This window comes from Rhodococcus sp. OK519 (assembly GCF_003051005.1).
Classification (GTDB): Bacteria; Actinomycetota; Actinomycetes; order Mycobacteriales; family Mycobacteriaceae; genus Prescottella.
In genome coordinates this window covers 184,389-196,530 of sequence record NZ_QAOW01000001.1, presented here as the reverse complement: position 1 = coordinate 196,530, position 12,142 = coordinate 184,389, and the positions used below count along the sequence as shown (strand labels likewise).

The window sequence follows — 12,142 nt, the reverse complement described above, 5'->3', positions numbered from 1 at the left end:
GCACACCGGGACCGGATCCGCAAACGATCCGATCCCGGTGTGCTGCAAGGGTCGGCGTGCCTACCCCTGCGCGGCACGCCGCCGCAAACGACGAGCCGCGGCGACGAGATTGCGCAGCGACGGCTCGAGCTGCCAGTAGTGACGGGTCTTGAGTCCGCCGTCGGGGTTGGCCCAGAGCCGGTCGAGATCGACGGATTCGGCGGCCTCGGTGAGCAGGGCGTCGAGTTCGTCGATGTCCGGGATTCGCGCCGAACGACTCTCGTACACACCGGGTCCGACGCCGTGAGTGAGCGCCTTCTCCTTGAGAGCCTCGAGCACCCAGCTGATCGAACGGGTCGCCACGATCGCGGTGACGTCGGCGTCCAGCCGTTCGATCGCATCCACGACGGACCGCTGGCCCGAGTACGTGAGGTGTGTGTGGATCTGCGTCGCCGGCTTGGCACCGCCCGTCGCGAGACGGAAGGCGTCGACGGCCCAGTCCAGGTACTCTTTGCGCCCGGTCTCGCGCAGCGGCAACAGTTCCCGGATCGCCGGTTCGTCGACCTGGATGATCGCGATGCCGGCGGCCTCGAGGTCCGCGATCTCGTCGCGGATCGCGAGCGCCAACTGGTCGGCCGTCTCGTGCAGGGGCTGATCCTGACGCACGAACGAGCGCGCCAGCATCGTGACGGGACCGGTGACCATGCCCTTGACCGGCTTGTCGGTGAGGGACTGCGCGTACGAGATCCACTCGACCGTCATCGGCTTCGGACGACGGATGTCGCCGTACAGCACCGGCGGCCGGGTGCACCGAGAACCGTAGGCCTGCACCCACCCGTTGTGGGTGAACGCGTAGCCCTCGAGCAGTTCCGCGAAGTACTGCACCATGTCGTTGCGCTCGTGCTCACCGTGCACGAACACGTCCAGGCCGATGTCCTCCTGCAAGGCAATGGTCTTCGCGATCTCGTCCTGGATCCGCTTGTGATACTCGGCCCAGTCGAGCCGTCCCTCGCCCAGTTCGTAACGGGCCTGGCGGATCTCGTTCGTCTGAGGGAACGATCCCAGCGTCGTCGCGGGCACGGGAGGCAGGTTCAGTCGCGCCTGCTGCGCGACCCGGCGCTCCTCGTACGGTGCGCGGACGCGGTGCTCCGGCTTGATCGCGTTCACCCGGGACCGGACGTCGTGCTTCTGCTTGAAGTGCACCGACGTCGGCTTCTTGCGCCACCGATCCGACGGCCCCTCGGTAAGTGCTTTCGCGAGCGAAACCACTTCGCCCACCTTCTGTTTCGCGAAGGCAAGCCGGTCCGCGACGTCACCGAGCACGTCGTATTCCATCAGCACGTCGTACGGGACGTGCAGCAGCGAGCACGATGTGGAGACGACCAGATCGGGGGTGACGTCCTTGATCTGATTGAGGTAGGTGAGGGTGTTGAACCGGTCCACGCGCCACACGTTGCGGCCGTCGACGATGCCCGCGTAGATCCGCTTACGCCTGATGCCGGGCACCTTCGCCAGTTCCTCGGCGGTGATCCGTCCGTTGACCAGGTCCAGGCCGAGTGCCTCGACCGGAGTCGCGGCCAGGATCGGCAGAGCCTCCCCCAGGGACCCGTACGGTCCGGTGACGAGGATGCGCGGACGCAGCGGCGCGTGCGCGAGATCCTGGTAGGCCCGACCGAGAGCCTCGAGCTCCTCCGGAGTGCGGTCCTCGGTGAAGCAGGGCTCGTCCAACTGGATGCAGGTCGCACCGGCCTTCGCGAGCTGCGCGAAGAGCTTCTCGTACTCGGGCAACAGCTTGTCGAGCAGATCGAGGGTCGCGAAACCCTCCGCGACCGACCCGGGTGCGATCTTCGACAGCAGCAGCAGCGAGACGGGCCCGAGGACGACCGGACGCAGCTCGATACCGAGCGCCTTGGCGCGTTCGAACTCGTCGAGCAGTGTCTCCGAATGCAGTTCGAAGGTGGAGGTCTCGGACAGCTCGGGCTGGCGGTAGTGGTAGTTGGTGCCGAAGAAGCGCACCAGCTCGAGCGGCGGGAAGTCGGGCCGGCCGCGAGCCATGGTGAAGTAGAAGTCGAGCGGGTCGAGTTCACCCTCGAGCGGCGTGAACCGCTCGGGGACGGCGCCGAACAGCAGCGCGTTGTCGAGCACGTGGTCGTAGTACGAGAACGTGTTGCCTGGGACCTGGGTCAACCCGGTGGCGGCCAGCTCGCTCCAGGTCTGCTCTTGCAGTTCCTTTGCGACGGAGACGAGGTCGGCTTTGGTGCCGGTCCCGTGCCAGTAGGCCTCGAGTGCCCGCTTGAGTTCGCGGCGGGGCCCGATGCGGGGGTATCCGAGGACGCTGGATCCGTACCCGGCGGTGTTTGCGGCGGACATGCGGATCGACCTTTCCCTTCAAGCGCCTCGCGCCCGTGTGCCCTGTCCGCTGCCGAGGATGCGGAGAAGCCACACGGGCGCCGAGAAGCTGGCTGGTGTTGCCGTAAAGTTCTGTCTAGCTTGCCTTCTTGGCGGCACGGCCGTTGTCGGCATATTCGTAGAAGCCAGCACCGGACTTCTTGCCGACGAGCCCTGCCTCGACCATCCGCAGCAGCAGTGGCGGGGCCGAGTACAGCGGCTCCTTGAACTCCTCGTACATCGAGTCGGCGATCGACTTGACGGTGTCAAGTCCCACCAGATCGGTCAGCGCGAGCGGACCCATCGGGTGCGCACATCCGAGCACCATCGCCTTGTCGACGTCTTCCTTGGTTGCGAAGCCCGACTCCACCATGCGGATCGCGGAGAGGAGGTACGGCACAAGGAGGGCGTTGACGACGAAACCGGAACGGTCCGCCGAACGCACTACCTGCTTGCCGAGCACCTCACTCGCGAATGCTTCCGCACGCTCCGACACCGCAGGACTGGTCTTGAGCGTGGTGACCAGTTCGACGAGTGGGAGGACGGGAACCGGATTGAAGAAGTGCATACCGATCACACGCTCAGGAGCGTTGGTCGAAATGCCCAGCTTCATGATCGGGATCGAGGACGTGTTCGATGCGAGCACCGCGTCCGGATCCGTCACGATCGAGTCGAGTTCGGTGAAGATCTCACTCTTGATCTTCTCGTCCTCGACGACGGCCTCCACTACGAGCTGCCGGTCGGCGAAGTCACCGAGATCGGAGGTGAAGCGCAGCCGCCAGGCGGCCTGCTCCCGCTCACGTTCGGTGATCTTGCCACTGCTCACTCCGCGATCGAGCGAGCGCAGGATGCGCGAGCGTCCTGCCGCCGCGAGTTCGCGGCTCGGCTCGAACACCAGCACGTCGACGTGTGCACGGGCGCACACCTCGGCGATTCCGGAACCCATGATGCCGGCGCCGATCACGCCGACGCGCTGAATCTTTTCGCTGGTCACGTCAGCTCCTTTTCGGAAGTGGAGGTCGGATTCCCGGGAGGGATCGGCGTGGAGGACACCCCGTCGATCCCTCCCGAGAGTTCGAGAGGCCTAGTGGAACTGGCCCTCTTCGGTGGAGCCCTTGAGGGCAGCCGTGGAGGTGTTGGGGTCGACGGTGGTGGCGATGCGGTCGAAGTAGCCGGCGCCGACCTCACGCTGGTGCTTGATGGCGGTGAAGCCACGCTCCTCGGCGGCCTTGAACTCGCGCTCCTGCAGGTCGACGAAGGCGGTCATGCCCTCGCGGGCGTAGCCGTGCGCCAGGTCGAACATGCCGTAGTTGAGCGAGTGGAAGCCGGCGAGGGTGATGAACTGGAACTTGAAGCCCATCGCGCCGAGCTCCTTCTGGAACTTCGCGATGGTCGCGTCGTCCAGGTGCGCCTTCCAGTTGAAGGACGGGGAGCAGTTGTAGGCCAGCAGCTGGTCCGGGAACTCGCTGCGGACGGCCTCGGCGAACTTCTTGGCGACCTCGAGGTCCGGAACGCCGGTCTCCATCCAGATGAGGTCGGAGTAGGGGGCGTAGGCCTTGGCGCGAGCGATGCAGGGCTCGATGCCGTTCTTGACGCCGTAGAAGCCCTCGGCGGTACGGGTGCCGTCGAGGAACTCGCGGTCGCGCTCGTCGACGTCGGAGGTCAGCAGCGTGGCGGCCTCGGCGTCGGTGCGGGCGATGACGACGGTCGGGACGTCGGCGACGTCGGCCGCGAGGCGAGCCGAGGTCAGGGTGCGGATGTGCTGCTGCGTCGGGATGAGCACCTTGCCACCGAGGTGGCCGCACTTCTTCTCCGACGCGAGCTGGTCCTCCCAGTGCGAACCGGCGACGCCGGACGCGATCATGGCCTTCTGCAGCTCGTAGACGTTGAGCGCGCCACCGAAGCCGGCCTCACCGTCGGCGACGATCGGAGCGAGCCAGTTGTCGACGGACGTGTCGCCCTCGACCTTGGCGATCTCGTCGGCACGCAGAAGCGCGTTGTTGATACGACGCACGACCTGCGGGACGGAGTTGGCCGGGTAGAGGCTCTGGTCCGGGTAGGTGTGGCCGGACAGGTTGGCGTCGCCGGCGACCTGCCAGCCGGAGAGGTAGATCGCCTTGAGGCCCGCGCGGACCTGCTGGACGGCCTGGTTGCCGGTGAGCGCACCGAGCGAGTTGATGTAGTCCTCGTTGTTGACGAGATCCCAGAGGATCTCCGAACCGCGGCGGGCGAGAGTGGCCTCTTCGACCACCGTGCCCTGGAGCTTGACGACCTGCTCCGCGGTGTAGTTGCGCGTGACGCCCTTCCAACGGGGGTTGGTGTCCCAATCCTGCTGGATCTGCTCTGCGGTCCTCGGGGTGCCGGTGGTCGACATCGAAAGCTCCACTTCTTCTCTGCTGCTGCGACCGGTACGGATGTACTGCTTCACATCGTTGCCAGGCCGTTCGGATGTACAAACCGACAATGGCACAGAGAAAAACAGCCGTCTACCTGTTGCTAATGCCAATCTTCGCTAGCTTTTCATATCAGTCTGCGAAGCTTGCTAATTTCCATACAGCCAAGCAGTTGCTTGGGTTACCCGTCAGTAGCAATGAAAGTTACCCGCAAGTAGGCCTCTACCTCGACATTCGCCGGGGAACCGGACACGACCCCCAGGGAGTGAAATCGGACACGCGCACGAGGCCCGCGCCGACAGCCCTCACCGCCGGGAGGGTGCGACTGTGAGGGCAATCACAAGGACCGGCATTCGTTCCGCACAGTGGAACACTCCGGAATTGGGGTCACAGATACCCCGAGCGCTCCGCGCCTCGGGCACAAGCGCCTACTGCCGGCCGAGAATCGCGACGCGGGCGAAGCCGTAGCGCGCGTCCAACGCGGCCGCGGACCCCGACAGGTCGTACGAGTGCGGCCCGAACTCGGCGCACTCGACGACGGCCGAACCCGTGACGATCGGCGACAACCGCGTCACGTCCCACTGCGTATGGACGAGGTCGGGCCCCCCGGGGGCGTCTCCAGATGCGCCCACGAGGTCCGGGCGCCAGGATTGGCAGGCCATCCAGTCCGGCGTCAACTGGACCTCGCCGGAGCCACTGTCCGACAGCTCGACGCGGCCCACCACTCCCCTGCCCCCGCCGTCGACCGGGGGAATCGAGAAGCCCATGCCGCCGACCCCGTTGACCAGGCTCAGCGCCGTCTGAGGCAGGTCCGGCAACGCGAAGGGGTCGCGGTCCCCGTCCGCGATCGGCGCGCCCACGAGGAAGTCCGACGTGTACGCACTCTCGTCCTGTTCCCCCGGCAAGAGGCAGTTGCACGACATCCCCGCGAACAACCGACCGACCGGAACGCCCACCTCGGTCGAGTCGGCGGACAGCGGTTCGACGATCCACACTGCGAGCTGTGGCCGGTCGGCCAGCGCGAACGGTTCCGGGAGAAGCGCGCGAGCGAAGCCGCGGGTGACGTCGGTTGTGAGGACCAGCCACCGGGCTGTCACTGCCACTTGATCAGCGTCCTTCGACTCCCCACCGACAGAGGTCGCGACCTCGACCGGCCCGAGCGCGTGGTGGACGGACTCCGCTGCATCGGTGGGCGCTACGGCATCGGTGGGCGCTGCGGTATCGGGGGGCGCGACGGCATCGGCGCGCGCGAAGAGCACCGATGGTTGGAGTCCGGCGCGTGCGCGGCGCTTCGAGGTAAAGATCATCGTGACCTCTGACGATTCCTGGTCGCGTGCCGGACCGGCGGACGCCGACCGTGGACACCCGGAACTGAGGACGGCCCACGCCCAGTTCGGAGGGCAGGCGTGAGTCCGGGGACCCCATCCGTCGGAGAGGCCCGCGCTTGTTCGCTCAGGGCGCGTGAGCCCTCGCCCCGCGCCCCAAACTGCCTAGCAACCAATGCTTTACACAATCGATCAATGACTGTCGCCCAGCTTTTGTCACCGTCACCGAGATGTCAAGACTTGTTCCTGAAACGTCACGATCGGTCTGCTATCGGCGGCTTCCGATCGGCGACCTGCTAATGCGATCCTTTGCACGGTTAGCAGGTCGCTCGTACGCTGGCGTGCATGTCCAAGACCTTCGTCGGCGCCCGTCTGCGACAGCTCCGCACCGAGCGCGGCCTGAGCCAGGCCGCGCTCGCCAAGACGCTGGACATCTCGGCCAGCTACCTCAATCAGATCGAGCACGACGTGCGCCCGCTGACGGTGCCGGTGCTGCTGCGGATCAGCGAGGTGTTCGGTGTCGACACGACGTTCTTCTCGTCGCAGGACGACACCCGGCTGATCGCCGAGTTGCGGGAGGTCGCGCTCGACAAGGACATGGGGATCGACGCGGACGCGCAGGAGATCGCGGAGATGGTGTCCTCGCACCCCGGGCTGGCGAAGGCGATGGTCAACATGCACAGCCGCTTCCGCAACACCTCCGCTCAGCTGGCGGCGGCCACCGAGGACCGATTCAGCGACGGCAGCGGCAGCGGGTCGATCACGATGCCGCACGAGGAGGTCCGCGACTACTTCTATCAGCGGCAGAATTACATCCACGACCTCGACACCGCGGCCGAGGACCTGACCGCGCGTCTGCGCTTCCACCGCGGCGACATCGCGGACGGCATCGCGCGGCGCTTGGAGAACCTGCACGACGTCCAGATCGTGCGGCGAATCGATCTGGGTGAGAACGTCCTGCACCGGTACGACCCCGAGACCCGGTTGCTGGAGATCTCGCCTGCGCTGTCCGGCGGGCAGCAGGTGTTCAAGTTCGCGACCGAACTCGCGTACCTCGAGTGCGGCGACCTACTCCGCAAGCTGGTGGACGAGGGCAACTTCACCTCCGACGAGGCCCGTTCGCTGGCGATGCTGGGTCTGGCCAACTACTTCGCGGCGGCGACGGTGCTGCCGTACGGCCAGTTCCACGAGATCGCGGAGGACTTCCGCTACGACATCGAGCGGCTGTCGGCGTTCTACGCGATCAGTTATGAGACGATCTGCCACCGCCTCTCGACGCTGCAGCGCCCCAAGCAGCGCGGCGTGCCGTGGTCGTTCGTTCGCGTCGACCGGGCCGGGAACATGTCGAAGCGCCAGTCCGCCACCGGTTTCCACTTCTCGTCGAGCGGCGGCACGTGCCCGCTGTGGAACGTGTACGAGACGTTCGCCTACCCGGGCAAGATCATGACGCAGATCGCGCAGATGCCCGACGGTCGCAACTACCTGTGGGTGGCCCGCACGGTGGAGCGGCGCGCGCAGCGGTACGGACAGCCCGGCAAGACGTTCGCGATCGGCCTGGGTTGCGAACTGCGCCATGCCCCGCGCGTCGTGTACGCCGACGGGCTCGACCTCGGCGGCAGCACCGCCACCCCGATCGGTGCCGGCTGCCGCGTGTGCGAGCGGATGAACTGCCCGCAGCGCGCCTTCCCTCCCCTGGGCAAGGAACTCGACATCAACGAGCATCGCAGCTCGGTGTCGCCGTACACGATCCTCTGACCCGCCTGCACCTGCACCTTCCCCGATAGTCGACCCTCTCCGTCGAGGGCGCGTGAGCTCCCGTTCATGTGCGTGTAATACGCGACACGAACTCGTGATCCACAGACATTCTGGCGCAACAACTTCCGCCTACTGTCTCGAATCACGGATACAGCGTCGTATACGTACCTCTCCGCAGCTCAGCGTCATTCCTCTCGACGGAAAGGCTCGTCCATGCCCACGTTCTCGAAGCGTGCACTCACCGCCCCGGCCGCCCTCGCGGCACTCGGCCTGGTCCTCACCGGCTGCGGCAGCAAGGCCACCGACAGCTCGGCGACCGGTACCACGTCCGCAGCCTCCTGTGTGGACACCTCGGGCGACACCGTCAAGGTCGGCTCGCTCAACTCGCTGTCCGGCACGATGGCGATCAGCGAGGTCACCGTTCGCAATTCGATCGCACTCGCGGTGGAGGAGATCAACAACGCCGGCGGGGTGAACGGCAAGAAGATCCAGATCGTCGCCGAGGACGGCGCGTCGGAGCCGACGGTGTTCGCCGAGAAGGCAGAGAAGCTCATCAGCAGCGATTGTGTCGCAGCAGTTTTCGGCGGCTGGACGTCGTCGAGCCGCAAGGCGATGCTGCCGGTGTTCGAGGACAACAATTCCCTGCTGTACTACCCGGTCCAGTACGAGGGCCTCGAGGATTCCCCCAACATCTTCTACACGGGCGCCACCACGAACCAGCAGATCGTGCCCGCCCTCGACTACCTGAAGGAGAAGGGCGTCAAGTCGCTGTACCTGGTGGGCAGCGACTACGTCTTCCCACAGACCGCGAACCGGATCATCAAGGCGTACGCGGCGGCGAACGGCATCGAGATCAAGGGTGAGGACTACACGCCGCTCGGCTCCACCGACTTCTCGACCATCGTCAACAAGGTCCGCACCGCCGACGCCGACGCCGTGTTCAACACCCTCAACGGCGACTCCAATGTCGCCTTCTTCCGCGAGTACTCGAACGTGGGCCTCAAAGCCGCTGACATGCCGGTCGTCTCGGTCTCGATCGCCGAGGAGGAGGTGGGCGGCATCGGGGTGCAGAATGTGGCCGGCCAGCTCACGGCGTGGAACTACTACCAGACCGTAGACAGCCCGGAGAACAAGAAGTTCGTCGACGCCTACAAGGCGAAGTACGGCGCGAACAAGCCCACGTCGGACCCGATGGAAGCCGCGTACACGTCGGTCTACCTGTGGAAGAACACTGTGGAGAAGGCGAATTCGTTCGGGGTGGCCGATATCCAGGCCGCGGCCGACGGCGTCACCTTCCAGGCGCCCGAGGGTCTCGTGACGATCGACGGCGACAACCACCACATCACCAAGACCGCTCGCATCGGCGAGATTCGCGGTGACGGACTGATCTACACCGTCTGGGAGTCCGACGGCCCGATCCAACCGGACCCTTACCTCGAGAGCTACGACTGGGCGAAGAGCCTCTCCGGTTCCGGCAGCTAGCTCGCGAATACCGACGACGAGGGAGGGCGAGCACCGATGGATGTCGTGATCGGGCAGCTGTTCACAGGCCTGAGTATCGGGTCGATTCTACTTCTGGCAGCACTGGGCCTGTCGCTGACCTTCGGTCAGATGGGCGTGATCAACATGGCCCACGGCGAATTCATCATGGCCGGTTCCTACACCGCCTATGTGGTGCAGCAGGTGATTTCGAGCGCCGGATCATCACTGCTGATCTCGTTGGTGGCCGGCTTCGTGGTGGGCGGTCTGATGGGCGTCGCCCTCGAAGCCACGCTGATCCGGCGGATGTATCACCGCCCGCTGGACACCCTGCTGGTGACCTTCGGTGTGGGCCTGGTGCTTCAGCAGCTCGCTCGCGACATCTTCGGCGCTCCCGCCGTCAACGTCGTGGCGCCGTCGTGGCTCTCGGGCGGCGTGGACATTCTCGGTGCGGTGGTCCCCAAGACCCGCATCTTCATCCTGGTTCTCGCGATCGCGGCGGTCGCGGTCCTGTCCTTCGCGCTGGCCAAGACGTCCATGGGGCGTCGGATCCGGGCGGTGGTGCAGAACCGCGATCTCGCGGAGACCAGTGGAATCTCCTCGCGCCGAACCGATGTGACCACGTTCTTCATCGGCTCCGGGCTGGCCGGGGTCGCGGGTGTGGCACTGACCCTGATCGGGTCGACGAGCCCGACCATCGGCCAGTCGTATCTGATCGACGCCTTCCTCGTTGTCGTGATCGGCGGTCTGGGCCGGCTGTCGGGCGCGGTGGTGGCCGCCTTCGCCCTGGGCATCCTCAACTCGTTCATCGAGTACTCCACGACCGCGTCGATCGCGAAGGTGATCGTGTTCGGACTCATCGTCGTCTTTCTGCAGGTCCGCCCGCAGGGGCTGTTCGTGGCCAAGACTAGGAGCCTCGTATGACCGTGCTCAGTCGCTACCGGGCGTGGGTGGGATTCGCCATCGCCGCCGTCGCACTCTTCGGTGTGGCACCCGCCATGCTGTCGGACTTCCGGCTCAACCTGCTCGCCAAGTTCCTGTGCTTCGCTATCGTTGCCGTCGGCATCGGATTGGCCTGGGGCCGTGGCGGAATGCTCACGCTGGGCCAGGGCGTGTTCTTCGGACTCGGCGCCTACATCATGGCGATGCACCTCAAGATCGCCGACGCGGAACTCCGCGGCGATGCCGTCCCGGACTTCATGCAGATCGCCGGTATCCGGGCCCTTCCCGGCTACTGGTCCCCGTTCACGTCGCCGCTGGTGACGATCCTGGCGATCCTCCTGGTACCCGCACTGGTCGCGTTCCTGCTCGGACTCGGTGTCTTCAAGCGACGCGTCAAGGGCGCGTACTTCGCGATCCTGTCGCAGGCACTCGCGGCGGCCTTCGCGATCCTGCTGATCGGCCAGCAGTCCATCGGCGGCTCGAACGGCCTCAACCGCTTCCGCACGTTCTTCGGCTTCAATCTGGCCGACCCGGCGAACAAGAAGATGCTCTTCTTCATCGCCGGCGCGGTGCTGCTCCTCGTGGTCGCCGCCACCCGGCAGCTGATGAACTCCCGCTACGGCGAACTGCTCGTGGCGGTCCGCGACCAGGAGGAGCGCGTCCGGTTCCTCGGGTACGACCCCGCGAACATCAAGGTGGTCGCCTACACCGTCGCCGCCTTCTTCGCGGGCATCGCAGGCGCACTGTTCGTGCCGATCGTCGGCATCATCTCCCCCGCGGACGTCGGCATCGTCCCCTCGATCGCGTTCCTCATCGGCGTCGCGATCGGCGGCCGCACCACGCTGCTCGGCCCGGTGCTCGGCGCGATCGGCGTGGCATGGGCGCAGACCACGCTCTCGGAGAGTTTTCCCTCCGCCTGGACCTACGCGCAGGGTCTGCTGTTCATCGTCGTCATCGGGTTCTTCCCCGCCGGCATCGCGGGCCTGGCGAAACTGCGCGGACGACGCAAGCGGGCCAACCCCGCCGACACCGCACCGGAATCCGTCCGCGAATTGGAGGTCGTGCGATGACCGAACCCCGCCATCCCGAACCTCAGCCCACCCTCGGCGGCAACGCCGGCATGTCCAGCCAGTATCTCGAGATCCGCGACCTGCGTGTCACGTTCGACGGCTTCACCGCCGTCGACGGCGTGAACCTCACACTGCTGCAGGGAGATCTGCGGTTCCTCATCGGCCCCAACGGCGCCGGCAAGACCACCCTCGTCGACGCCGTGACCGGGCTGGTGCCGGCCACCGGGTCGGTCACCAAGTCGGGTGTCGAACTGCTGGGCAGCAAGGTCCACAAGATCGCCCGCCAGGGCGTGGGCCGCACCTTCCAGACGGCGTCGGTGTTCGAGGACCTCACGGTCCTGCAGAACCTCGACATCGCGGCGGGGGCCGGGCGTTCCGCGCTGACCCTGCTGCGTCGCCGCAAGTCGGTGCTCCCGCAGATCGAGGAGGCGCTCGAGACCACCGGCCTGTCGCACCTACGCGACCGCAAGGCCGGCATCCTGCCGCACGGCCAGAAGCAGTGGCTCGAGATCGGCATGCTGCTCGTCCAGGACGCCGACGTCCTGCTCCTCGACGAACCGGTCGCCGGCATGAGCCACGAGGAACGCGAGGAGACCGGACACCTGCTGCGGCGCATCGGCGCCGAACGGACCGTCGTGGTCGTCGAACACGACATGGACTTCATGCGGGCCTTCGCGACATCCGTCACCGTCCTCGCCCGCGGCAAGGTCATCGCGGACGGCAGTGTCGAGGAGATCCAGGCCGATCCGATGGTGCAGCAGGTGTACCTCGGCACAACGGCGGCAGCAGACGTTCTCGAGGAGGCCTGATC

General features: G+C 66.2%; 9 protein-coding genes. 5 read left to right on the top strand and 4 right to left on the bottom strand.

Annotated elements, in window-relative coordinates:
- Positions 1–60: 60 nt before the first annotated feature.
- The 4 genes from metE to C8K36_RS00940 form a co-directional block, all read right to left on the bottom strand.
- Entirely contained in the window at positions 61–2,349 is a 2,289-nt protein-coding gene (gene metE / locus C8K36_RS00960; protein ID WP_107982599.1) for a 5-methyltetrahydropteroyltriglutamate--homocysteine S-methyltransferase, read from the bottom strand.
- Positions 2,350–2,464: 115 nt separating this feature from the next.
- Positions 2,465–3,361, bottom strand: a complete 897-nt coding sequence (locus C8K36_RS00955; RefSeq protein ID WP_107982598.1) for a 3-hydroxybutyryl-CoA dehydrogenase — start codon at positions 3,359–3,361, stop codon at positions 2,465–2,467.
- A 90-nt stretch (positions 3,362–3,451) separates the two neighbouring features.
- A complete protein-coding gene (gene aceA / locus C8K36_RS00950) occupies positions 3,452–4,741 on the bottom strand; it encodes an isocitrate lyase (protein ID WP_107983668.1) in 1,290 nt (429 codons plus the stop codon).
- Between the two features lie 447 nt (positions 4,742–5,188).
- Positions 5,189–6,067, bottom strand: a complete 879-nt coding sequence (locus C8K36_RS00940) for a hypothetical protein (RefSeq protein ID WP_107982596.1) — start codon at positions 6,065–6,067, stop codon at positions 5,189–5,191.
- A 363-nt stretch (positions 6,068–6,430) separates the two neighbouring features.
- On the opposite strand from C8K36_RS00940, the gene ramB reads away from it, so the two are divergent.
- The 5 genes from ramB to urtD all read left to right on the top strand — a co-directional run bounded on the left by ramB (position 6,431) and on the right by urtD (position 12,140).
- Positions 6,431–7,840, top strand: a complete 1,410-nt coding sequence (gene ramB / locus C8K36_RS00935) for an acetate metabolism transcriptional regulator RamB (RefSeq protein WP_107982595.1) — start codon at positions 6,431–6,433, stop codon at positions 7,838–7,840.
- 213 nt (positions 7,841–8,053) lie between these two features.
- Positions 8,054–9,322 (top strand): urea ABC transporter substrate-binding protein, encoded by a 1,269-nt coding sequence (gene urtA / locus C8K36_RS00930; RefSeq protein WP_107982594.1) that lies wholly within the window; start codon positions 8,054–8,056, stop codon positions 9,320–9,322.
- A 36-nt stretch (positions 9,323–9,358) separates the two neighbouring features.
- Positions 9,359–10,243, top strand: coding sequence for an urea ABC transporter permease subunit UrtB (urtB, locus tag C8K36_RS00925; protein ID WP_107982593.1), 885 nt, complete (start codon positions 9,359–9,361; stop codon positions 10,241–10,243).
- Positions 10,240–11,331, top strand: coding sequence for an urea ABC transporter permease subunit UrtC (urtC, locus tag C8K36_RS00920; protein WP_107982592.1), 1,092 nt, complete (start codon positions 10,240–10,242; stop codon positions 11,329–11,331). Before urtB ends, urtC begins: the two co-directional genes overlap by 4 nt.
- Complete coding sequence (gene urtD / locus C8K36_RS00915; RefSeq protein WP_107982591.1) at positions 11,328–12,140, top strand: urea ABC transporter ATP-binding protein UrtD; 813 nt, start codon at positions 11,328–11,330, stop codon at positions 12,138–12,140. The genes urtC and urtD overlap by 4 nt, the downstream gene beginning before the upstream one ends.
- The last annotated feature ends 2 nt before the right edge of the window (positions 12,141–12,142 follow it).